The 21,282-nt window shown below is 57.9% G+C and carries 24 protein-coding genes; 20 read left to right on the top strand and 4 right to left on the bottom strand.

All coding sequences use genetic code 11. From position 1 onward, the window contains the following. The first annotated feature begins 46 nt into the window (after window positions 1-46). The 5 genes from NTD86_RS13740 (at window position 47) to NTD86_RS13720 (ending at window position 2,816) form a co-directional block, all read left to right on the top strand. Entirely contained in the window at window positions 47-637 is a 591-nt protein-coding gene (locus NTD86_RS13740) for a cysteine hydrolase family protein (protein WP_262203013.1), read from the top strand. A gap of 144 nt (window positions 638-781) precedes the next feature. Then, on the top strand, window positions 782-1,102 hold the full coding sequence (locus NTD86_RS13735; RefSeq protein WP_262203012.1) for a hypothetical protein: 321 nt from the start codon (window positions 782-784) through the stop codon (window positions 1,100-1,102). Between the two features lie 63 nt (window positions 1,103-1,165). Next, the gene (locus NTD86_RS13730; protein ID WP_048371278.1) at window positions 1,166-1,723 is read left to right on the top strand and encodes a Smr/MutS family protein; all 558 of its coding nucleotides are present in this window, start codon (window positions 1,166-1,168) and stop codon (window positions 1,721-1,723) included. 77 nt (window positions 1,724-1,800) lie between these two features. Next, window positions 1,801-2,346, top strand: coding sequence for a GTP cyclohydrolase I FolE (folE, locus tag NTD86_RS13725; RefSeq protein WP_048371280.1), 546 nt, complete (start codon window positions 1,801-1,803; stop codon window positions 2,344-2,346). Between the two features lie 98 nt (window positions 2,347-2,444). Next, complete coding sequence (locus NTD86_RS13720) at window positions 2,445-2,816, top strand: glutathione S-transferase N-terminal domain-containing protein (protein WP_262203011.1); 372 nt, start codon at window positions 2,445-2,447, stop codon at window positions 2,814-2,816. A 77-nt stretch (window positions 2,817-2,893) separates the two neighbouring features. Here NTD86_RS13720 and NTD86_RS13715 read toward each other — a convergent pair whose 3' ends face one another. Next, window positions 2,894-3,496 (bottom strand): glutathione S-transferase family protein, encoded by a 603-nt coding sequence (locus NTD86_RS13715; RefSeq protein WP_262203010.1) that lies wholly within the window; start codon window positions 3,494-3,496, stop codon window positions 2,894-2,896. 9 nt (window positions 3,497-3,505) lie between these two features. Next, window positions 3,506-4,672 carry a PLP-dependent aminotransferase family protein gene (locus tag NTD86_RS13710; RefSeq protein WP_262203009.1) on the bottom strand — a complete coding sequence of 389 codons (1,167 nt, stop codon included), beginning with the start codon at window positions 4,670-4,672 and terminating at the stop codon, window positions 3,506-3,508. Between the two features lie 82 nt (window positions 4,673-4,754). Here NTD86_RS13710 and NTD86_RS13705 point away from each other — a divergent pair, with 82 nt between their 5' ends. Together NTD86_RS13705 and NTD86_RS13700 are read left to right on the top strand one after the other, a co-directional pair. Beyond that, window positions 4,755-5,189 (top strand): MarR family winged helix-turn-helix transcriptional regulator, encoded by a 435-nt coding sequence (locus NTD86_RS13705; protein WP_262203008.1) that lies wholly within the window; start codon window positions 4,755-4,757, stop codon window positions 5,187-5,189. 113 nt (window positions 5,190-5,302) lie between these two features. Next, window positions 5,303-5,929, top strand: a complete 627-nt coding sequence (locus tag NTD86_RS13700) for a LysE family translocator (RefSeq protein WP_262203007.1) — start codon at window positions 5,303-5,305, stop codon at window positions 5,927-5,929. Between the two features lie 120 nt (window positions 5,930-6,049). Here the strand turns inward: NTD86_RS13700 and uraH are convergent, their stop codons facing one another. Further along, the gene (gene uraH / locus NTD86_RS13695; RefSeq protein WP_262203006.1) at window positions 6,050-6,403 is read right to left on the bottom strand and encodes a hydroxyisourate hydrolase; all 354 of its coding nucleotides are present in this window, start codon (window positions 6,401-6,403) and stop codon (window positions 6,050-6,052) included. 376 nt (window positions 6,404-6,779) lie between these two features. Here uraH and puuE point away from each other — a divergent pair, with 376 nt between their 5' ends. From puuE to NTD86_RS13645, 10 genes are all read left to right on the top strand, one after another. Next, window positions 6,780-7,709: an allantoinase PuuE gene (gene puuE / locus NTD86_RS13690; RefSeq protein ID WP_262203005.1), complete on the top strand. Its 930-nt coding sequence runs from the start codon at window positions 6,780-6,782 to the stop codon at window positions 7,707-7,709. After that, window positions 7,706-8,221, top strand: coding sequence for a 2-oxo-4-hydroxy-4-carboxy-5-ureidoimidazoline decarboxylase (gene uraD / locus NTD86_RS13685; RefSeq protein ID WP_262203004.1), 516 nt, complete (start codon window positions 7,706-7,708; stop codon window positions 8,219-8,221). The genes puuE and uraD overlap by 4 nt, the downstream gene beginning before the upstream one ends. A gap of 61 nt (window positions 8,222-8,282) precedes the next feature. Continuing rightward, on the top strand, window positions 8,283-9,278 hold the full coding sequence (gene alc / locus NTD86_RS13680) for an allantoicase (protein ID WP_262203003.1): 996 nt from the start codon (window positions 8,283-8,285) through the stop codon (window positions 9,276-9,278). Between the two features lie 145 nt (window positions 9,279-9,423). After that, window positions 9,424-9,930: an ureidoglycolate lyase gene (locus NTD86_RS13675; protein WP_262203002.1), complete on the top strand. Its 507-nt coding sequence runs from the start codon at window positions 9,424-9,426 to the stop codon at window positions 9,928-9,930. A gap of 108 nt (window positions 9,931-10,038) precedes the next feature. Continuing rightward, window positions 10,039-11,331 (top strand): urate hydroxylase PuuD, encoded by a 1,293-nt coding sequence (locus NTD86_RS13670; RefSeq protein WP_262203001.1) that lies wholly within the window; start codon window positions 10,039-10,041, stop codon window positions 11,329-11,331. A gap of 78 nt (window positions 11,332-11,409) precedes the next feature. Then, window positions 11,410-12,774 (top strand): nucleobase:cation symporter-2 family protein, encoded by a 1,365-nt coding sequence (locus NTD86_RS13665; protein WP_262203000.1) that lies wholly within the window; start codon window positions 11,410-11,412, stop codon window positions 12,772-12,774. Between the two features lie 102 nt (window positions 12,775-12,876). Beyond that, complete coding sequence (locus NTD86_RS13660) at window positions 12,877-13,662, top strand: outer membrane protein OmpK (protein WP_262202998.1); 786 nt, start codon at window positions 12,877-12,879, stop codon at window positions 13,660-13,662. A gap of 314 nt (window positions 13,663-13,976) precedes the next feature. Then, on the top strand, window positions 13,977-14,762 hold the full coding sequence (locus tag NTD86_RS13655) for an outer membrane protein OmpK (protein ID WP_262202997.1): 786 nt from the start codon (window positions 13,977-13,979) through the stop codon (window positions 14,760-14,762). A gap of 170 nt (window positions 14,763-14,932) precedes the next feature. Further along, window positions 14,933-16,138 carry an MFS transporter gene (locus tag NTD86_RS13650; protein ID WP_262202996.1) on the top strand — a complete coding sequence of 402 codons (1,206 nt, stop codon included), beginning with the start codon at window positions 14,933-14,935 and terminating at the stop codon, window positions 16,136-16,138. Window positions 16,139-16,223: 85 nt separating this feature from the next. Beyond that, complete coding sequence (locus NTD86_RS13645) at window positions 16,224-16,829, top strand: TetR/AcrR family transcriptional regulator (RefSeq protein ID WP_262202995.1); 606 nt, start codon at window positions 16,224-16,226, stop codon at window positions 16,827-16,829. A 90-nt stretch (window positions 16,830-16,919) separates the two neighbouring features. On the opposite strand, the gene NTD86_RS13640 is transcribed toward NTD86_RS13645, so the two are convergent. Next, window positions 16,920-17,360: a GlcG/HbpS family heme-binding protein gene (locus tag NTD86_RS13640; protein ID WP_262202993.1), complete on the bottom strand. Its 441-nt coding sequence runs from the start codon at window positions 17,358-17,360 to the stop codon at window positions 16,920-16,922. Window positions 17,361-17,624: 264 nt separating this feature from the next. Between NTD86_RS13640 and gcl the strand changes: the two genes are divergently transcribed. Genes gcl through NTD86_RS13625 form a run of 3 tightly spaced genes read left to right on the top strand, consistent with a single transcriptional unit; the run spans window position 17,625 to window position 21,170 of the window. Beyond that, entirely contained in the window at window positions 17,625-19,400 is a 1,776-nt protein-coding gene (gene gcl, locus NTD86_RS13635; RefSeq protein ID WP_262202991.1) for a glyoxylate carboligase, read from the top strand. Between the two features lie 57 nt (window positions 19,401-19,457). Further along, window positions 19,458-20,240, top strand: coding sequence for a hydroxypyruvate isomerase (gene hyi / locus NTD86_RS13630; RefSeq protein WP_262202989.1), 783 nt, complete (start codon window positions 19,458-19,460; stop codon window positions 20,238-20,240). Between the two features lie 39 nt (window positions 20,241-20,279). Then, window positions 20,280-21,170, top strand: coding sequence for a 2-hydroxy-3-oxopropionate reductase (locus tag NTD86_RS13625; RefSeq protein ID WP_262202987.1), 891 nt, complete (start codon window positions 20,280-20,282; stop codon window positions 21,168-21,170). Window positions 21,171-21,282: the final 112 nt, after the last annotated feature.

Here is a 21,282-nt window from a genome sequence, read left to right as displayed (position 1 = left end):
TGCCAGTGGAGAATGTCGCAAAAGCCCCACTCAAAGGAGCCCCCGAATGTCCGCTTTAAAGACGATGTTTCAACTCACTGGGCGTGGTTATGCCGCAGCTAATCTGAGCAATGCCAGCCTGCTGATCATCGATGCGCAAAACGAATACCTGAGCGGCCCGCTGGCACTGTCCGGGATGGACGCGGCGACGGCCAACATCGCCAAGCTGCTGGAAGCTGCCCGCAAGGCCAAGCGCCCCGTGGTGCATGTTCGCCACCTGGGCACCGTCGGCGGGCTGTTCGACCCCCAAGGTCCGCGCGGCGAGTTCATCACCGGCCTTGAGCCAATCGGTGACGAGGTGATCATCGAGAAGCGCATGCCCAACGCCTTCAACGACACCGGCCTGCAACGCGCGCTGGAAAAACTCGGCCCTCTGGATTTGATCGTCTGCGGCTTCATGAGCCACTCCAGCGTCAGTACTACCGTTCGCGCGGCCAAGGACTATGGCTTTCGCTGCACCCTGGTCGAAGACGCCTGCGCGACCCGCGACCTGCCGACCGCCAACGGCGTCATCAGCGCGGCAGACGTACAGAGAACTGAAATGGCGATCATGAATGACAACTTCGCCAGCCTGACCCGGACTCAAAATCTGATCTGAGCCCGCCACTGATAGGCGGCACCCTGCGACCGCCTATCTGCAACCTTGCTGTACGCTTGCTTGAACGCCGATTTAAGAGCACCTCAGGAACAACCCGCCCATGTTCCTGTCTGAAGGGCCGATACCCAATAAGGAAAAATCGGAATGAAGATCTCCGATGGTTTTGATGCACGACGCTTGCGCCCCAAAGAACACCGAAACTGGCGTGCGTGGCTGGTTCTGAGCCTCGCAGCACTGATTACACTGGCTGGCGTTGTAGTGTTATTGGCAGGCGCCAGCAGCCTGATTGGCCACCCGGCAGCCCTGGGTGACCTCAACGCCAACCCTACCGCCGCAGTGCTGGTACTGATTGCGGGGTTACTGGTTACCTGGTTGGGCGTCTGGATGTGGCGCCGCAGCCGTCGGCGCATGCGCGAGCCGTTTGGCTTGAACATGGCGCCCCATCTGATGAAAAAACGCGACTAAGGCACATCAGCCTGCCGATTGTCGTCGACTTGGGTAAACTGTGCGCCCTTCGCGGAGGCTGACATGCAAGACGACGACTTTTCCCTGTTCAAAAACGAGATTCGCGGTGTCAAACCGATCAAACACGATCGCGCTGACACCGGCAAACCCAAGACTGATCGCGCGCAACTGGCCAAATTGCGGCAAAACGCCATTGTGCGCAGCAACACTACGATCATAGATGGGTTGTCAGACCAATTTGTGATTGATGTCGGCCCCGAAGACCAATTGCACTGGGCACGTGACGGCGTCCAGGAAAGCCAGATGCGCAAACTCAAGCTGGGCCAGATCAGCTTCGAAGGCAGCCTGGACCTGCACGGCATGACCGTCGAAAAGGCCCGCGAAACACTGTGGGAGTTCCTCGGCGAAGCCACCCGCCTGGAAGTACGCTGCGTCCGCGTCACCCACGGCAAGGCCGTGCGCCTGGACGGTAAAAAACCCATGATCAAAAGCCACGTCAACACCTGGCTGCGTCAACACGCTCAAGTCCTGGGTTTCTGCTCTTGCCAGGCCAAACATGGCGGTGCCGGCGCGGTGTATGTGATGCTCAAACGCACCATGATGGAAGGCCGAGACGAGTAACCGCGCATCGTCCCACTTGCAGCGCCGAGTCAGCCCCCGTACCCTTGCCCTTTGCGAAAAATCCCACAGGTAGATTAATGTCCCTGGAACAAAACTACACCGCCATCCTCGGTCAGCTTGGCGAAGACGTCTCCCGTGAAGGTCTGCTGGACACGCCAAAGCGTGCCGCCAAAGCCATGAAATACCTTTGCCGCGGTTATGAGCAGACCCTTGAAGAAGTCACCAACGGTGCCTTGTTCAGTTCAGACAACAGCGAAATGGTGCTGGTCAAGGACATCGAGTTGTACTCGCTGTGCGAACACCACCTGCTGCCCTTTATCGGCAAGGCTCACGTGGCTTACATTCCGAGCGGCAAAGTACTGGGCTTGTCGAAAGTCGCACGTATTGTCGACATGTATGCCCGTCGCCTGCAGATCCAGGAAAACCTGAGCCGTCAGATCGCTGACGCGGTGATGCAAGTCACTGGCGCCCTGGGCGTTGCCGTGGTGATTGAAGCCAAACACATGTGCATGATGATGCGTGGTGTCGAGAAGCAAAACTCTTCGATGATCACCTCGGTGATGCTGGGTGAGTTCCGCGAAAACGCAGCCACCCGCAGTGAGTTTCTCAGCCTGATCAAGTGATCCGGGCACAAAAAACCGGCGTTCATCGCCGGTTTTTTTTCGCCCGCGCCTTTGAGCTAAGCTCGACCTTTATTTATTCGCCCGTGAGGCTTTTTACTGTGTTTATCAAAGCGCTTCGTATCGGTTTGGGTCAATTGATCATTGCCGGGGATTTCATTACCCGCCCGAGCAAAAAACAGCGCCCCGCCGCTGCCCAGGCCCAGGTTGACCAAGCGGCCAAAAGCCTGACCCTGTATCAGTTCCACGCATGCCCATTCTGCGTCAAGACCCGTCGCAACCTGCGCCGCCTGAACGTTCCCGTGGCCTTGCGTGACGCGAAAAACAACGAGCAAGACCGCAACACCTTGCTAGAGCAAGGCGGCAAGATCAAAGTGCCATGCCTGCGGATCGAAGAAGACGGCAAGACCACCTGGATGTACGACTCCAAAGTGATCATCGACTACCTGAATCAACGCTTTGCCAACATTTAATCGCTTAGAGCCAGCACAGGCTGCGATCTGTTGATCCTGACCATCAAAAGATCGCTGCCTGCGGGGGCACTCGCGGCTTAATCCAGCATCCCGACATACCGTGGCTGACTCGCCACCCGCTGTATCCAGGCCTGGATCCCCGGGTATTTCCCCAGATCAAACCCGCCTTGATGTGCCACGTGGGTGTAGGCATAGAGGGTCAAGTCAGCAATGGAAAAGTGCTCACCCACCAGGTAGGGCGTGCGGGTCAGTTGCTGCTCCATCACATCCAGCGCCTTGTACCCGCTTTTCTGCAGTTTGCGGTACTCCTCCAGGCGCTTATCCGGCAACCCCAGGTAAAACTGGATAAACCGCGCCACCGCGATGTAGGGCTCGTGGCTGTATTGTTCGAAAAACTGCCATTGCAGCACTTGGGTGCGCAAACGCGGCTCGGCCGGCAAAAACTCTGTGCCGTCCGCCAGGTAGTTGAGAATGGCGTTGGACTCCCACAAATAGGTGCCGTCTTCCAGCTCCAATACCGGCACTTTGCCGTTGGGGTTCTTTGCCAGAAATTCCGGGGTTTGTGTGTCGCCGTTAAGAATGTCTACCGAATGCCACTCATAGTCGCGGCCCAGCAAATGCAGCATCAGTTTGATCTTGTAGCAATTGCCCGACTGGTAATCGCCGTAAACCTTGAGCATCGCAACTCCCTAAACCGCCTCTGCGGCTTGTGCTTGACGGATAACGTTGGCCAGACGCTTGAGCCCTTCGTGCAGGCGCTCTGGATCGATGTGGCTGAAGTTTAGACGCAGACTACCAAGGTTCTGGTCCGGATTGGCGAAGAACGGCTCACCCGGCATAAACAGCACATTTTGCTCCAGTGCAGGCTTGAGCAAGGTCCGGGTATCCACCGGTTGCTTGAGCGTCAACCAGAAAAACAACCCGCCCTGTGGCACCTGCCAATCCGCCAGATCCGAGAAATGTTCTTCCAGCACAGCCTGAAAGGCATCACGACGCGTGCGATAAAAATCTCGCAACTGCGCCAGATGGCTGGCCATTTTCTCGGTACCGATCCATTGCAGCGCCTGCCACTGCCCCACACGGTTGGTGTGCAAGTCCGCCGACTGTTTAAGGCGCAGCAGGTGCTGAAACAAATCCGGGCTGGCGATCAAAAACCCCACCCTCAGGCCCGGCAGCAGGGTTTTCGACACAGTACCGGTGTAGATCCAGCTGGCCTTTTTCAACCGGCTGACAATTGGCGTGGCACTGCCGCCGTCGAAATTCAGTTCGCGGTACGGCTCGTCTTCAATCAAGGTCACACCAAACTCGTCCAGCAACGCCGCCACCTGGTCACGCTTGGTTTCGCTGTAACGCACGGCAGACGGGTTCTGGAACGTCGGAATCAGATAGATAAATGCAGGGCGGTGTTTGTCCAGTTGAACACGCAAGGCCGCCAGATCAGGGCCATCAGCCTGTAGCGGGAACGTCAGGCACTCAGCGCCAAACAGCTGGAATATCTGCAGCGCCGCCAGGTAGGTCGGTGCTTCGAGCATGATTTCAGTGCCCTTGTCGATGTACAGCTTGGCCGCCAGATCGAGCGCCTGTTGCGAGCCGCTAAGCACCATAACCTGGCTCGCATCACAGTGAACACCCAACGCGCGGGCTTGTGCGGCCAGCGCTTCACGCAGGGCTGGCTCGCCCTCGCTCATGCCGTATTGGCCGATGGCAACAGGCATGTCAGCCCAGTCAACCTTGGGCAACATCGCCTCGGCCGGTAGACCACCGGCGAAGGACATGACTTCCGGGCGCTGAGCCTCAGCCAGAATTTCACGGATCAAAGAGCTTTTCAGGCGGGAAACACGTTCAGCGAAGGCCATATTGATCACCGGTGGCAGAAGGCATTGAAAATAAGTCAAACTGATTGACCAAAATTACGCCGGCCCGACTGGATACGTCAATATGCTTGACCTTAAAAACCCGACCACTCAGCGTGACGCCATGCAAGCCTTCTTCTTTGGCTATCAGGCGTTTACCGCCAAGGCCGACGAGATGCTGGGCCGCCGGGGCCTGAGTCGGGTACACCAGCGCATCGTGTTCTTCATCGCTCACTACCCCGGCGCCAGCGTCAAGGAGTTGTTGGGCCTGCTGGGCGTGAGCAAACAAGCCCTCAACACACCGCTGCGCCAGTTGATCGAGATGAATCTGGTCCTCAGCGTGGCGCCACCAAGCGACAAGCGTAAGCGCCTGCTGGAGTTAACGCCCGAGGGCGTGCGCTTCGAAGCCAGCCTGCGCCGCGAGCAGGTCAAGTTGTTGCAACGGGTGTTCGCACAAGCAGGCGAAGAGGCCGTCAACGGTTGGCTGACGATCAATCAGGCCTTGGGTCAAAGTCGCTAGCCTCGCACAGCAAAATTGAAAACAATACTTGCTTTATTTGTATACAAACAGGTAAATCAACAGACCCCCGGTCGTGCACCGGCAAGCGCTTGTACCTGCCTATGGAGAGAGTGATGAGTCTGGAAACCTGGCTGCTGTTCAGCAGCGCGGCATTAATAGTGATCCTGATCCCGGGTCCGCTGTCGTTATTGATGATCAGCAACAGCCTGAACTATGGCTTGCGCCGTTCTTATCCGGCGTTTTTGGGCGGCGTGTTTGCCTCGATTTGCCTGCTCAGCGCCTCGGCACTAGGGCTGGGGGCTTTACTGCTGGCGTCAGAAAAGCTGTTCAGCGCACTGAAAATCGTCGGCGCGCTGTACCTCTTTTACCTGGCCTGGCAAAGCTGGCAGCAATCGCGGCAACCGGCCAGCGCTGCGAATGTCCCTGAGGCTGCGCCAAAACCGCGCTTCAGCGCACTGTTTGGGCGCGCTTTTGTGCTGGGCGCCAGCAACCCGAAAGACATTCTGTTCTTTGCCGCCTTCCTGCCACAGTTCCTTACCCCTGAGCAGCCCTTGCTCGGGCAACTGCTGGTGATGATCGCCACCTGGACCGTGCTCGACCTGCTGTGCAAGCTGGCCTACGGCCTGGGCGCCCATGGTGCAGCGAGCTACCTGCGCAGCGGCAAGGGCCAAAGCTGGTTCAACCGGATCAGCGCCGGTCTGTTCGGTGTGGCGGGTAGCGCGTCATTGTTGAGCCGTTAAGTTTCCCTGCCTCTGGAGCGAGCCAAGCTCGCTCCTAAACTGTTTTGCTCAAATCGCGGGCGAAAAAAAGCCCGCAGTGTGCGCGGGCAAACCATCTACCACGATGCGAACCTATAAACCCTAGCTGCCACGGTACGTCGAGTAACTGTATGGCGAGATCAACAACGGCACATGGTAGTGATCCTGCTCGGCACTGATCCCGAACCGCAGCACCACCACATCCAAAAAGGCCGGCTCCGGCAATGTCACACCCCGCGCGCGGTAGTAATCACCGGCACTGAACTGCAACTGATACACCCCGGAACGGTAGGCATCGCCCTGCAACAGCGGTGCGTCGCAGCGCCCGTCATCGTTGGTCACGGCGTTCGCCACCAGGGTCAGTTGAGCACCTTCAACCCGGTACAACTCGACCTTGATCGAGCTACCCGGACATCCGTGTGCGGCATCCAAAACGTGCGTAGTCAAACGTCCCATTGATTCTGCGACCTCCCCCAGCTCGGTAAAAAATTGGTTGGCCGTGCCTTTTTGATGCGTCTGAAAGGCACGCCGACGCAAGAATTAAGACACTAATTTAAAAAATTGTACACAATTAAAAATGCAGTTTTAAGCAACGCGTCTAACCTGAGGTTTGTGGAGCGCGAATGTTCGAAGCCATAGCATTTCGAGACTTTGTGTTCGCAAGCTGACTGATCAGGCAGGTTTTTTGCAAGTACCCATTCAACACAAAGCATGATAAAAATGCATAAATTTAGGGTTACAAATAGAATATTAAGTTGTATACAATCAGGTCATCGCAGTGACGCCAAGTCTGGCCAATCGACTGTTAACACCCACAATAAGGAAGACTGTAGTGAGCGCTGACTACCCACGCGACCTGATTGGTTACGGTCCCACCCCTCCCCATCCGCACTGGCCGGACAACGCCCGTATTGCCCTGTCTTTTGTGCTCAATTACGAAGAAGGCGGCGAACGCAGCATCCTGCATGGCGACAAAGAGTCCGAAGCCTTCCTCTCGGAAATGGTGTCGGCTCAGCCCCTGCAAGGCGAACGCAACATGTGCATGGAGTCGCTCTACGAATACGGTAGCCGTGCAGGCGTATGGCGCGTGCTCAAGTTGTTCAAGGCGTTCGACATTCCGCTCACCGTCTTTGCCGTGGCCATGGCTGCGCAACGCCACCCGGACGTGATCCGCCAGATGGTTGCCGCCGGCCACGAGATCTGCAGCCACGGCTATCGCTGGATCGACTATCAATACATGGATGAGGCGCTGGAGCGCGAGCACATGCTCGAAGCGATCCGCATCCTCACCGAAATCAGCGGTGAACGACCACTGGGCTGGTACACCGGGCGTACCGGCCCCAATACCCGGCGGCTGGTGATGGAAGAAGGCGGTTTTCTGTACGACAGCGACACCTATGACGACGACCTGCCCTACTGGGAGCCGAACAACCCGACAACCAGGCCGCACCTGGTGATCCCTTACACGCTGGACACCAATGACATGCGCTTCACCCAAGCGCAGGGCTTCAACACGGGCGAGCAGTTTTACCAGTACCTCAAGGACGCATTCGATGTGCTGTACGCCGAAGGCGCAGAGTCGCCGAAAATGCTATCGATCGGCCTGCATTGCCGCCTCATTGGCCGCCCTGCGCGTCTCGCCGCCCTCAAGCGATTCATCGAGTACGCAAAAAGCCACGAACAGGTCTGGTTCGCCCGCCGCGTGGACATCGCCCGCCACTGGCACGCCACCCACCCTTTTGTTGCCGAGACCGACCGATGAGCACCTTCAAGACTCTCAAGCCTTCAACCCTGAGCCGTGAAGCCTTTGTGGCGGCCTTTGCCGATATTTACGAGCACTCGCCCTGGGTTGCTGAAAAGGCCTACGACTTGGGCGTGGATGCCAGCGTCGACCAGATCGACACCCTGCACCAGCGCATGAGTGACCTGCTATTGAGCGCCGATCACGACCGCCAATTGGCACTGATCAACGCCCACCCGGACCTGGCCGGCAAAGCGGCCGTCCAGGGCCAACTGACCGAAGCCAGCACCCATGAACAAGCGGGCGCCGGTATTCACCACTGCACGGAAGAAGAGTTCCAGCGCTTCACCGAGCTGAACGAAGCCTACAAAGCCAAGTTCAAGTTTCCCTTCATCATGGCGGTAAAAGGCAGCGACCGGCACCAGATCCTCGCCGCGTTCGAAACCCGCATCCACAACCCGGCAGCCGCCGAGTTCAAGTGCGCGTTGGCAGAAATCAACAAAATAGCCCTGTTCCGATTACGCCAGCTCTAAGCCGAGCCGGCAGGTGCCGGTGACGTATCTCCAGCCACTTATTTAAAGGCAGATCAGAAGAATGAAAGCTTACGCCGTACCTTTCGAGAAGTTCGTCAACCTGGCCGATGCCCGTCTTGGCACCAAAATTGTTTCGGTGACCGATGACTGGTTCGCAGATGCCAACCGCCTGTTCCAGCCGACACCGGCCGTGTGGAAGGAGGGCGTTTTCGATGACAACGGCAAGTGGATGGACGGCTGGGAGTCCCGCCGCAAGCGCTTTGAAGGCTATGACAGTGCCGTCATCCGCCTCGGCGTGCCGGGCTCGATCAAAGGCGTAGACATCGATACGTCATTCTTTACCGGTAACTTCCCGCCATCGGCCTCACTTGAAGCCTGCTTTTTGGCCGAAGGCGAACCGACTGAAAACACCCAATGGGTTGAAGTGCTGTCGGCAGTCGAGTTGCAAGGCAACAGCCATCATTACCACGAGATCAATAATGACCAGGCATTCAGCTACTTGCGCTTCAACATCTACCCCGACGGCGGCGTAGCGCGTCTGCGTGTGTATGGCGTGCCTTTCCGTGACTGGTCTGCGCTGGGTGACAACGAACAGGTCGACCTGGCCGCCGCCCTCAATGGTGGCCGCGCCCTCGCCTGCTCCGACGAACACTTCGGCCGCATGAGCAACATTCTCAACCCGGGCCGCGGCATCAACATGGGCGATGGCTGGGAAACCGCACGTCGTCGTACCCCAGGCAATGACTGGGTCATCGTTGCGTTGGGTCACGCCGGTGAAGTTGAAAAAATCATCGTCGACACGCTGCACTTCAAAGGCAACTACCCAGACAGTTGCTCGATCCAGGGCGCGTTCGTCAAAGGCGGCACCGACAGCCAGATCGAAACCCAGAGCCTGTTCTGGCGTGAATTGCTGCCGAGCCAGAAGCTCGAAATGCACGCCGAGCACAGCTTCAGTGAACAGATCAAAGCCCTGGGCCCGATCACTCACATCCGCCTCAACCTGTTCCCGGACGGCGGTGTAAGCCGCCTGCGCGTACTGGGCAAGGTCGCCAAGTAACGCCACAACTGTAGTCGCTGCCCAAAGCTGCGATGGATTGCGCAGCGGCTCTGCTGTTTAAGGCCCTCGACCTTAATCCAGCCTGCGGCAGCGGCTACAAAAGCAAAACGGACAACTGACAGTCATTGAGAAAAAGAAGACCAACATGCGCACATTACAGATTGAACCGCTGACTAAAGAAGCCTTCGCCCCATTCGGTGACGTGATTGAAACCGATGGCAGCGACCACTTCATGATCAACAACGGTTCAACCATGCGCTTTCATCGTCTGGCCGAGGTGCAAACCGCCACGTCGGACTGCAAAGCGATCATCAGCATCTTCCGCGCCCAAGCGCAGGACATGCCGTTCACTGTGCGTATGCTGGAGCGCCATCCGCTGGGCAGCCAGGCCTTTATTCCGCTGCTCGGCCACCCCTTTCTGATCGTGGTCGCGCCACTTGGCGATGCACCTGTATCAGGCTTGGTCCGCGCCTTTGTCACTAATGGCAGGCAGGGCATTAATTACCATCGCGGCGTCTGGCACCACCCGGTGCTGACGATCGAAAAGCGGGATGACTTCCTGGTGGTTGATCGCAGTGGCTCAGGCAATAACTGCGATGAGCATTTCTTTAAAGAGGATGAGTACTTGATCCTAGCGCCTGTTGACGTTTGATTGCGAGCCGCGTCGCGGCCGCAATGAAACATCAACAGACCCTTGCCCCCCACCAATAAGAGAAGGTCTGATCATTCACACAAGAGTGACAGGCAAGAGGTAAAGACCGTGCAAGCACATCTGATGGAATGGCTGAATCTGAGCGTGCGCTGGATTCATATGATTACCGGTGTGGCCTGGATTGGCGCGTCGTTTTATTTTGTCTGGCTGGAGAACAACCTCAATCGAGCTAACCCCAAAGACGGCCTGTCCGGCGATTTATGGGCCATTCACGGGGGCGGTATTTACCACCTCGAAAAGTACAAACTGGCCCCGCCGACCATGCCGGACGATCTGCACTGGTTCAAATGGGAAGCCTACTTCACCTGGATGTCCGGCATCGCCCTGTTGTGCCTGGTGTTCTATTTCAACCCGTCGCTGTACCTGATTGCCCCCGGCTCCAGCCTGAGCGGCCCTGAAGCCGTTGCCATCGGCGTCGGCTCACTGGTAGCCGGCTGGTTTGTCTACGATTTTCTGTGCGACTCCGCCCTGGGCAAACGCCCGGCACTGCTGGGTTTTATCTTGTTTGTGTTGCTGGTGGCGGCCGCCTTCGGCCTGAGCCGAGTGTTCAGCGGGCGCGGCGCGTACCTGCATGTCGGCGCCATTATCGGCACCATCATGGTCGGCAACGTGTTCCGCATCATCATGCCCGCCCAGCGTGCACTGGTCGCAGCCATCAAAGAAGGCCGCACGCCCGATCCAAGGTTGCCAGCCAAAGGCCTGCTGCGTTCGCGTCATAACAACTACTTCACCTTGCCGGTGCTGTTCATCATGATCAGCAACCACTTCCCGAGCACCTACGGCAGCCAGTACAACTGGTTGATCCTGGCCGGGATTGCCGTGCTCGCGGTGCTGGTGCGCCATTACTTCAACACTCGCCACGACAGCCATAAATATGCCTGGACCTTGCCGGTCGCGGCGTTGGGCATGGTCTGCCTGGCCTATGTCACGGGCCCCAAACCTGCACCTGCGACGCCTGACGTGGCCAAGGTCATCAAATACCAACCGCTGCCAGAAACCGCTGTGGGCGGGGTTAAAGCAGCAGATGCCCCGCCAGCAGCAGCGCCCGCCCCTGCCGCTCCTGCAGCCCCGGTGGCCAGCATCGACTTTGAAAAAGTCCACGCGGTGATCCAGGAACGCTGCACGGTTTGCCATTCCGCCAAGCCCACCAGCCCGCTGTTCAGCGTGGCACCGGCCGGGGTGATGTTCGATACCGCGCAGCAGATCCAGCAGATGGCACCGCGGATTCAGGCACAAGCCGTCGCCACTCCGATCATGCCGCTGGGCAACATCACTCAGATGACCCAGCAAGAACGCGACCTGGTCGGTGCCTGGGTCAATTCAGGAGCCCAAATCAACTGATATCGACCCGTTGTGGCCGCAGCCGTGGGCGGCCACACCTCTTTTGACTCACAACAATAAAAAAGACCGAGGTGATGCATGTCCGACTTAACCGAACCGCGCATACCCGCTGTAACCGCGCCACCGCCCATCCAGCGGCTGCCGTTGTTGCAATTGATTCTGGTCGGTTTGCAGCACGTGCTGCTGATGTACGGTGGCGCCGTCGCCGTCCCCCTGATCATCGGACAAGCAGCAGGTCTGAATCGTGAGGAAATCGCCTTTCTGATCAACGCCGACCTGCTGGTGGCAGGCGTTGCCACCATCGTCCAGTCATGGGGCATCGGCCCCATGGGCATCCGCATGCCAGTGATGATGGGCGCCAGTTTTGCCGCCGTTGGCAGCATGGTGGCGATGGCCGGGATGCCGGGCATTGGCATGACCGGCATTTTTGGTGCAACCATTGCCGCCGGTTTCTTCGGGATGATCATTGCGCCGTTCATGTCCAAGGTGGTGCGCTTCTTCCCGCCGCTGGTCACCGGCACCGTGATCACCTCCATTGGCCTTTCACTGTTCCCGGTCGCCGTAAACTGGGCGGGCGGAGGTAGCGCGGCAGCGCAGTTCGGCTCACCCATCTACCTGTTTATTGCGGCGCTGGTGCTGGCCACTATTTTGCTCATCAATCGTTTTATGCGCGGTTTTTGGGTCAACGTTTCGGTACTGATCGGCATGGCGCTGGGCTATGCCCTGTGTGGTGCCATCGGCATGGTCAACTTGCAGGGCATCGGCCTGGCGCCGTGGTTCCAGATCGTCACGCCGCTGCACTTCGGCATGCCTGAGTTTCATCTGGCACCCATCCTGTCCATGTGCCTGGTGGTGGTGATTATTTTTGTCGAATCCACCGGGATGTTTCTGGCACTGGGCAAGATCACCGACCAGGAAGTCACCCCCCGGATGCTCCGTCGCGGCTTGCTGTGTGACGCCGGGGCGTCGTTTCTGGCGGGCTTTTTCAACACCTTCACCCACTCCTCATTCGCCCAGAACATCGGCCTGGTGCAAATGACTGGCGTGCGTTGCCGCTCGGTAACCATCGTGGCAGGGATCTTCCTGATCACCCTCAGCCTGCTGCCCAAGGCCGCGTACCTGGTAGCCTCGATTCCGCCGGCGGTATTGGGCGGCGCGGCGATTGCGATGTTCGGCATGGTGGCGGCGACGGGAATCAAGATTCTTCAGGAAGCCGACATTGCCGACCGCCGCAATCAATTGCTGGTAGCGGTAAGCATCGGCATGGGCCTGATCCCGGTGGTACGCCCGGAATTCTTCGCCCACTTGCCGGCGTGGATGGGCCCGATCACCCACAGCGGCATCGCCATGGCAGCGGTCAGCGCCGTGTCCCTGAACCTGCTGTTCAACGTACTGGGCGGTGCCGAGCGTGCTGCCATGAGCGGTCACGTGCATCAGCATTGATCATGCCCTCAATCATCCCCCTCTCCCGGCGGGAGAGGTTGGGGTGAAGGGCTTGTGATTCTCTGAACCGCATCAAAACAATAATAAAAAAGGAAGCATCCCATGCACTGCAAACACTGGGGCGTTACGCTCGCGGGTGGGCTTTTGGCTGCCGGTCAGGCCGTGGCCGGTGACCTGTTTTTATGGCAAACCAACAGCCTCACTTACCTGTACGGCAAGAACTTCGCGATCAACCCATCTATCCAGCAAACCCTTACGTTTGAGCACGCGGACAAATGGAAGTACGGCGATAACTTTCTGTTCGTCGACCGCATTTTCTACAACGGCAAACCCGACCCCAATAAAGGGCCGCACACCTACTACGGCGAGTTCAGCCCGCGTCTGTCATTTGGCAAAATATTTGATCGCACGCTCGCCTACGGCCCCGTCAAAGACGTACTGCTGGCCATGACGTACGAGTACGGCGAAGGCGACAGCGAGGCCTACTTGATCGGCCCGGGCTTTGACCTGGCGGTGCCCGGCTTCAATTACTTCACCCTCAACGTCTATCGCCGCCACACCGAAGGGCCCCGGCCTGGCACCGGTGTGTGGCAGATCACACCGTCGTTCTCCTACACGATCCCTCTAGGGAGGTCCAACCTGCTCATTGATGGTTACATGGACTGGGTGGTCGACAATGACCAGAACTCACGCGGCACGTATCACGCCAACCTGCACTTCAACCCGCAGATCAAATATGACCTGGGCAAAGCCCTTAACCTGGGCGAGAAACAGCTGTATGTCGGCGTTGAATACAGCTACTGGAAAAACAAATACGGCATCCAAAGCAGCAGCCGTCTGGACACCCAGCAAAACACCGCCAGCGCGCTGATTAAAGTTCACTTTTAAGCCAGTCCACATTGGCGTCATGACAGCGCACTTGAGTAGCGACGCAAGAGCCAGTATTCTCCGCGGCCGCTCAAAGATGGGCGCTGTTTTAAAGCTGACTTTGAAGCCAACTTTCAAGCATTTACGGCCTGTTACAGTCTTCTGTCACTCAACTGTCCACGGACAGCCGAGCGATGTTTACTTTCCGTTAAACAGGCCTTTTTAACGTTTTGAAGTTGACCTAAAAGACAAGTTTTAAAACAAAAGAACCAAGGCGCCACACAGAGTGCCGAGTTCTTACACATGCAGCATTGATTAATTTCTGGAGCAACCGAATGAAGCGCATTCTTACCAGCCTGGTGCTTGCGGGGAGCCTGCTGGGCGGGACAACGGCAGCCGCCGAAGACTTGCTGCAATGGCAAACCAACAGCCTGACGTACTTGTATGGCAAGGACTTCCAGGTCAATCCCAAGATCCAACAAACGCTGACGTTCGAGCACGCCGACAGTTGGAAATATGGTGATAACTTTCTCTTCGTCGACCGTATTTTCTACAACGGTAAAGAAGACAGTAACTTTGGCACCAACACGTACTACGGCGAGTTCACCCCGCGCTTATCGTTCGGCAAAATCTTCGACCAGAAGTTTGAATTTGGCCCAATCAAAGACGTGTTGCTGGCCCTGACCTATGAGTTTGGCGAAGGCGACTCGGACTCTTATTTGATCGGCCCCGGTTTCGACCTCAATGTGCCAGGCTTCGATTTCTTCCAGTTGAACTTCTACAAACGGTATCCGGAAGGCAATCGCCCGGGCCGCGGTGTCTGGCAGATCACACCCGTGTGGTCCTACACCTTGCCCGTGGGCAATTCCGACGTGCTGATCGACGGCTACATGGACTGGGTGGTCGACAACGACCAGAACGCGCGCGGCACTTACCACGCTAACCTGCACTTCAACCCACAGATCAAATATGACTTGGGCAAGGCGTTGCACTGGAGCGCGAAACAACTGTACGTCGGCATCGAATACGACTACTGGAAAAACAAATACGGCATCGAAGACAGCGGTTCTTTCAAAACCAACCAGGACACCGCGAGCCTGTTGATCAAGTACCACTTCTGATACACCCGCCTCAGCCACAGACACCCACGTGGCTGAGGACCTCCCCCCTCCCTGCTCTGTATCGTGTGCGCCCTGGCCACCTTTATTTGACATACGCAGCGCATGTGTATATTTCTACATACGGCGTGTATGTAAAGTATCTTTCTCACCCGACACGTTTCGGAGCTTGTATGGCCAACCCTTATCGCGAGATTTTCAGCGCCCCGGGCAGCAAAGCATTTTGCGCCGCCGGCATGATCGCCCGTATGCCAATATCCATGGCGGGTATCGGCATCATCACCATGCTGTCGCAGTTGAACGGCTCTTACTGGCTGGCGGGCGCGGTAGCGGCCACCTTTGCGATGGCGATTGCTCTGCTGGCTCCACAAATTTCCCGCGCGGTTGATCGTTACGGCCAAAGCCGGGTACTGCCCGGTGTCGCCGCCGTCGGCGTCTGCGGCATGCTGGCACTGCTGCTGTGCAGCCACTTGAACGCGCCCGACTGGACCCTCTTTGTGTGCGCCATCTTTGCCGGCTGCATGCCCAGCATGCCGGCGATGGTGCGGGCCCGCTGGAGCGAGCTGTATCGCGGCTCGCCCAAGCTGCACACCGCGTTCTCCTTCGAATCGGTGCTCGACGAAGTGAGCTTTATCGTCGGCCCGCCCATTTCGGTGGGCCTCAGCGTGGCCCTGTTCCCTCAGGCCGGACCGCTCGCCGCAGCGATCTTGCTGGCAGTGGGTGTAACGGCCTTTGTGCTGCAACGTAAAACCGAGCCGCCCGTCCACCCGCGCACACTGGAGAACGACGTCACGGTCTTGCGCCAAGGCGCGGTCCTGCTGTTGATGATTGCGCTGATCGGCCTGGGCGCCATTGTCGGCACCGTCGACGTGGTCAGCGTGGCCTTTGCCCAGCACCAGGGCGAACCGGCTGCCGCGAGCATCGTGCTGTCGGTCTACGCGCTAGGCTCGTGCATTGCCGGGCTGGTCTTCGGCAGCCTCAAACTGAACATGCCATTGCCCCGCCTGTTCCTGCTGGGCGCGCTGGCCACGGCCATCACCATGGTCCCGCTGATGTGGGCCAACAGCATCTTCACCCTGGCGACCGCCATGTTTGTCGCCGGGCTGTTCTTCGCACCTACCCTGATCACCGCCATGGCGCTGGTGGAAAACATCGTCGCCCCGGCCAAGCTGACCGAAGGGCTGACCTGGATGATTACCGGCCTGGGCATAGGCGTGGCGCTGGGCGCCGTAGTCGGCGGCTGGGTGATCGACGCCTACGGAGCACCGGCGGGCTTCCGAGTGTCGCTGGTAGCAGGCCTGAGCATGTTGCTGTTTGCCGTAATGGGCTATCGCTTGCTGTCCAACAGCACCTCACAACCCGCTGACGCCTTGGCTTAGCGCCCGCACCCTGCAATCTTGAGCCGTTTGCAAGCACGGTGCTACCATGCCCGACCGCCAAAACAGGCAAGGAAATACCGGGTTTATGAGTAGCATCCGCGAGCGCAATAAAGAACTGATTTTGCGAGCCGCCAGCGAGGAGTTCGCTGACAAAGGTTTCGCCGCCAGCAAAACCAGCGACATTGCGGCCAAGGCGGGGGTACCCAAGCCCAACGTCTATTACTACTTCAAGTCCAAGGAAAACCTGTACCGCGAAGTACTCGAAAGCATTATCGAGCCGATCCTGCGGGTATCCACACCGTTCAACGCCGATGGCGAGCCCAACGAGGTATTGAGCAACTACATCCGCTCGAAAATCCTCATCTCCCGCGAGTTGCCGTTTGCTTCGAAAGTGTTCGCCAGCGAAATCATGCACGGCGCCCCGCACTTGAGTGAACAGCAGGTTGAACTGCTCAATGACCAGGCCAAGCACAACATCGCCTGCATCCAGACCTGGATCGACCGCGGCCAGATTGCCCCAATCGACCCGCACCACCTGATGTTCAGCATCTGGGCGGCGACCCAGACCTATGCCGACTTCGATTGGCAAATCTCGGCTATCACCGGCAAGGCCAAGCTCGACGACATCGACTACGAAGCCGCAACCCAGACCATTATTCGTCTGGTACTCAAAGGCTGTGCACCGGACTGACTCCTGTCGCAAAAACCGTAGGCGCTTGCCTCGCGGTCTTTTAAAAGCTCAAAAGATCGCGAGGCAGTTGGCTCCTACCGTAAAACGTGATTAAGCCGCCACTCCCGCATCCGCCCGCAACCCTTGCCCTTCTATCGCACTGATGGCGCACTGCTCATCGATGTCTGAGGTATCGCCGCTGATACCGATTGCACCCAGCACCTTGCCCTGCTCATCGCGAATCAACACACCACCCGGCACCGGCACAATATCGCCCTGTCCCATGCCATTGAGCGCCGCGAAAAATGTCGGGCGCTGCTGCGCGTCCAGCGCCAACGCACGCGAGCCCTTGCCCAGGGCAATCGCCCCCCAAGCCTTGCCAATCGCAATGTTTGGTCGCAACAGACTCGCGCCGTCTTCTCGCTGCAACGCCAGCAAATACCCACCCGAATCGAGTACCGCGACTGTCAGTGGGGACGCATTGATGCTGCGCCCGGCATTCAAGGCTTGAGTCGCCAGGGTTAAAGCGATTTTCAAGGTTAAAGCACTCATGGTTGCCGTCCTTTTGTTGTTATTGAAAACCTTTTGGCCATTGGGCAAGGATTTTTAGATCGACAAATAGAACACAATAAATAATTAACTTGTATACAATTTTATCGATCAGAAAATCAAAAAACCGCAAAATCGTTCAAAACTGGGCATCCTAAGCACTCAATTATTGATTCATCAAAACCCATTGACCTGAGTGTCGAACCATGAATACACTCAGCACAAAGCCACTTGTATACAATTATAAAACGTAAGAGGCACAATCGCATGAGCAGAATGAGAGCAATCGAAGCCGCCGTCTTGGTGATGCGTCGTGAAGGTGTCGACACCGCCTTTGGGATTCCGGGCGCCGCCATCAACCCACTGTATTCAGCCTTGCAAAAAGTGGGCGGCATCGATCACGTCCTGGCTCGCCACGTGGAAGGCGCTTCACACATGGCCGAGGGCTACACCCGTACCCGAGCCGGCAACATTGGCGTGTGCATCGGCACCTCAGGCCCGGCCGGTACCGACATGGTGACCGGTCTGTACAGCGCCTCGGCCGACTCCATCCCGATTTTGTGCATTACCGGCCAGGCACCTCGGGCTCGGCTGCACAAAGAAGACTTCCAGGCCGTGGACATCACCAGCATTGTCAAACCCGTGACCAAATGGGCGACCACTGTGCTCGAGCCAGGCCAGGTGCCTTATGCCTTCCAGAAGGCCTTCTACGAAATGCGTTCCGGGCGCCCCGGCCCGGTATTGATAGACCTGCCATTCGATGTGCAAATGGCTGAAATCGAATTCGACATCGACGCTTACGAACCATTGCCGCTGGCCAAGCCTTCGGCCACCCGCATACAAGCTGAAAAAGCCCTGGCCATGCTCGATCAGGCAGAGCGGCCGCTGTTGGTCAGCGGCGGTGGCGTGATCAACGCTGACGCCAGTGGGTTGCTGGTGGAGTTTGCCGAACTGACCGCAATCCCGGTGATCCCTACGCTGATGGGCTGGGGCACCATCGCCGACGATCACCCGCTGATGGTGGGCATGGTCGGCCTGCAAACCTCGCACCGTTATGGCAACGCCACCCTGCTCGAGTCCGACCTGGTACTGGGCATCGGCAACCGCTGGGCCAACCGCCACACCGGCTCGGTCGAGGTCTACACCAAAGACCGCAAGTTTATTCACGTAGACATTGAGCCTACGCAAATCGGCCGTGTATTCACCCCCGACCTGGGCATCGTGTCCGACGCAGGAGCAGCCCTCGAGGTGCTGCTAGAAGTGGCTCGCGAATGGAAAACCGCTGGCAAACTGAAAGACCGCAGTGCCTGGCTGCAAGCGTGCCAGCAACGCAAAGCCACTCTGCACCGCAAGACCCACTTCGACAGCGTGCCAGTCAAGCCCCAGCGCGTGTATGAAGAGATGAACCAGGTGTTCGGCAAAGACACCTGCTATGTCAGCACCATCGGTTTGTCGCAGATTGCCGGGGCGCAGTTCCTGCACGTCTACAAGCCACGCCACTGGATCAACTGCGGTCAGGCCGGGCCATTGGGCTGGACCATTCCAGCGGCATTGGGCGTGGTCAAAGCCGACCCGAGCCGTAACGTGGTAGCCCTCTCGGGTGACTACGACTTTCAGTTCATGATCGAAGAGTTAGCCGTCGGCGCGCAGTTCAACCTGCCGTACATCCACGTAGTGGTTAACAACTCCTACCTGGGACTGATCCGTCAGGCACAGCGTGGTTTCGAAATGGACTACTGCGTGCAACTGTCTTTCGACAACCTCAACGCTCCCGAACTGAACGGCTATGGCGTCGACCACATCGCGGTGGCCGAAGGGCTGGGCTGCAAGGCCTTGCGCGTGTTCGAGCCAGATCAGATCCAGCCTGCGCTGCGCAAAGCACAAGCGCTGATCAAAGAATTCCGTGTACCGGTGGTGGTGGAGATTATTCTGGAACGCGTGACCAATATTTCGATGGGCACCGAAATCAACGCCATCAATGAGTTTGAAGATCTGGCGCTGGTGGGTAACGATGCACCGACTGCCATTTCCATGCTCGATTAACCGAGAAGCCTTAGGCCCTTTCTGCGGGAAAGGCCCTATAACAAGCAGGAGTCCACCATGCCGCGTTTTGCCGCCAACCTGTCCATGCTGTTCACCGAACAGGATTTTCTTGTCCGTTTCCAAGCGGCTGCCAACGCTGGGTTCCACGGCGTTGAATACCTGTTTCCGTACGACTACAGCCCTGAAGAAATCAAAAGCCACCTGGATGCCAACAAACTGACCCAAGTACTGTTCAACCTGCCCGCAGGCGATTGGGCCAAGGGCGAGCGCGGGATTGCCTGCCACCCAGACCGGGTCGAGGAGTTCCACGCAGGCGTCGACAAGGCCATCGCCTACGCAAAAGTACTGGGCAACACGCAGATCAACTGCCTGTCCGGAATCCGCCCACAAGGCGTAGACGAGGCTACCGTCGAAAGAACCTTCATCAGTAACCTCAAGTACGCCGCCGACAAACTGCAAGCGGTGGGTATCAAGCTGGTGATGGAAGCAATCAATACCCGCGACATTCCGGGCTTCTACCTCAACAACACCGCGCAGGCACTGGCGATTCAGGACAAGGTCGGCAGCGCCAACCTGTTCCTGCAATACGACATCTATCACATGCAAATCATGGAAGGCGACCTGGCGCGCACCATGCAAACGCACCTGGCGCAGATCAACCACATCCAGCTGGCCGACAACCCCGGCCGTCATGAACCGGGGACCGGCGAGATCAACTACCGCTTCCTGTTCGACCACCTCGACAGCATCGGCTATGAGGGCTGGGTGGGCTGCGAGTACAAGCCGCTGACCAGCACCGAAGCCGGGCTGGTGTGGCTCAAGACGCATAACGCGGTGTAAGACGTTGCTGGCTATTCAATAAAAACAAGAGGATTTGTCATGGCTAAAATCGGATTTATCGGCACCGGGATCATGGGTTCGCCCATGGCCAGCAACCTGCAAAAGGCCGGGCACAGCCTGTTCTTGTCGATCCATCGCGGCGCAGCACCTGCCGATCTGCTGTCTGCTGGCGCCATCGCCCTGGCCAGCCCGAAAGAAGTCGCTCAGGAAGCCGAATTCATCATCATCATGGTTCCCGACACCCCGCAGGTGGACGAGGTACTGTTCAGTGAAAACGGTATTGCCGCAGGCCTGAGCCCGAACAAAGTGGTGATCGACATGAGTTCGATCTCGCCCACGGCGACCAAAGCCTTCGCGGAAAAAATCAACGCCAAAGGCGCGCAATATCTCGACGCGCCGGTGTCTGGCGGTGAAGTCGGCGCTAAGGCCGGCACCTTGAGCATCATGGTCGGCGGCGACGAAAAAACCTTCGCCCGCGCCCTGCCCCTGCTGCAAAGCATGGGCAAGAACATCACCCTGGTGGGCGGCAACGGCGACGGTCAAACCGCCAAGGTGGCCAACCAGATCATCGTTGCGTTGAACATCCAGGCCGTGGCCGAAGCACTGGTCTTTGCCGCGAAAAACGGCGCAGATCCGGCCAAGGTTCGCGAAGCCTTGATGGGCGGGTTCGCATCTTCGAAGATCCTTGAAGTACACGGCGAACGCATGATCAAAGGCACCTTCGACCCGGGCTTTCGCATCAGCCTCCACCAGAAAGACCTCAACCTGGCCCTGGCGGGCGCCCGAGAACTGGGGATCAACCTGCCCAACACCGCCAACGCCCAGCAAGTCTTCAGCACCTGCGCCGCCCTGGGTGGCAGCAACTGGGACCACTCGGCGCTGATCAAAGGCCTGGAACACATGGCCAACTTCTCTATTCGCGACAAATAACCTCCCCCGCAACGTGTGTAGTCGCTGACGAGGCTGCGAAGCAGGCCGCATAGCAGCCCATCGCAGCCTCATGCCTCGTCAGCAACTACATGGGTGCTGCAAAACCCAAAAG

Source organism: Pseudomonas sp. 7P_10.2_Bac1, assembly GCF_025465935.1.
Taxonomy (GTDB): domain Bacteria; phylum Pseudomonadota; class Gammaproteobacteria; order Pseudomonadales; family Pseudomonadaceae; genus Aquipseudomonas.
The sequence above is the reverse complement of the archived record's forward strand: the minus strand, read 5'-3'. Positions and strand labels throughout refer to the sequence as shown.

What these genes read in the sequence shown, in the direction of transcription:
- NTD86_RS13740 (WP_262203013.1), top strand. Translation starts at nt 47, where the DNA reads ATGTCCGCTTTAAAGACGATGTTTCAACTCACTGGGCGTGGTTATGCC.
- NTD86_RS13735 (WP_262203012.1), top strand. Translation starts at nt 782, where the DNA reads ATGAAGATCTCCGATGGTTTTGATGCACGACGCTTGCGCCCCAAAGAA.
- NTD86_RS13730 (WP_048371278.1), top strand. Translation starts at nt 1,166, where the DNA reads ATGCAAGACGACGACTTTTCCCTGTTCAAAAACGAGATTCGCGGTGTC.
- folE (WP_048371280.1), top strand. Translation starts at nt 1,801, where the DNA reads ATGTCCCTGGAACAAAACTACACCGCCATCCTCGGTCAGCTTGGCGAA.
- NTD86_RS13715 (WP_262203010.1), bottom strand. Translation starts at nt 3,496, where the DNA reads ATGCTCAAGGTTTACGGCGATTACCAGTCGGGCAATTGCTACAAGATC.
- NTD86_RS13710 (WP_262203009.1), bottom strand. Translation starts at nt 4,672, where the DNA reads ATGGCCTTCGCTGAACGTGTTTCCCGCCTGAAAAGCTCTTTGATCCGT.
- NTD86_RS13705 (WP_262203008.1), top strand. Translation starts at nt 4,755, where the DNA reads ATGCTTGACCTTAAAAACCCGACCACTCAGCGTGACGCCATGCAAGCC.
- NTD86_RS13700 (WP_262203007.1), top strand. Translation starts at nt 5,303, where the DNA reads ATGAGTCTGGAAACCTGGCTGCTGTTCAGCAGCGCGGCATTAATAGTG.
- uraH (WP_262203006.1), bottom strand. Translation starts at nt 6,403, where the DNA reads ATGGGACGTTTGACTACGCACGTTTTGGATGCCGCACACGGATGTCCG.
- uraD (WP_262203004.1), top strand. Translation starts at nt 7,706, where the DNA reads ATGAGCACCTTCAAGACTCTCAAGCCTTCAACCCTGAGCCGTGAAGCC.
- alc (WP_262203003.1), top strand. Translation starts at nt 8,283, where the DNA reads ATGAAAGCTTACGCCGTACCTTTCGAGAAGTTCGTCAACCTGGCCGAT.
- NTD86_RS13675 (WP_262203002.1), top strand. Translation starts at nt 9,424, where the DNA reads ATGCGCACATTACAGATTGAACCGCTGACTAAAGAAGCCTTCGCCCCA.
- NTD86_RS13665 (WP_262203000.1), top strand. Translation starts at nt 11,410, where the DNA reads ATGTCCGACTTAACCGAACCGCGCATACCCGCTGTAACCGCGCCACCG.
- NTD86_RS13660 (WP_262202998.1), top strand. Translation starts at nt 12,877, where the DNA reads ATGCACTGCAAACACTGGGGCGTTACGCTCGCGGGTGGGCTTTTGGCT.
- NTD86_RS13655 (WP_262202997.1), top strand. Translation starts at nt 13,977, where the DNA reads ATGAAGCGCATTCTTACCAGCCTGGTGCTTGCGGGGAGCCTGCTGGGC.
- NTD86_RS13650 (WP_262202996.1), top strand. Translation starts at nt 14,933, where the DNA reads ATGGCCAACCCTTATCGCGAGATTTTCAGCGCCCCGGGCAGCAAAGCA.
- NTD86_RS13645 (WP_262202995.1), top strand. Translation starts at nt 16,224, where the DNA reads ATGAGTAGCATCCGCGAGCGCAATAAAGAACTGATTTTGCGAGCCGCC.
- NTD86_RS13640 (WP_262202993.1), bottom strand. Translation starts at nt 17,360, where the DNA reads ATGAGTGCTTTAACCTTGAAAATCGCTTTAACCCTGGCGACTCAAGCC.
- gcl (WP_262202991.1), top strand. Translation starts at nt 17,625, where the DNA reads ATGAGCAGAATGAGAGCAATCGAAGCCGCCGTCTTGGTGATGCGTCGT.
- hyi (WP_262202989.1), top strand. Translation starts at nt 19,458, where the DNA reads ATGCCGCGTTTTGCCGCCAACCTGTCCATGCTGTTCACCGAACAGGAT.
- NTD86_RS13625 (WP_262202987.1), top strand. Translation starts at nt 20,280, where the DNA reads ATGGCTAAAATCGGATTTATCGGCACCGGGATCATGGGTTCGCCCATG.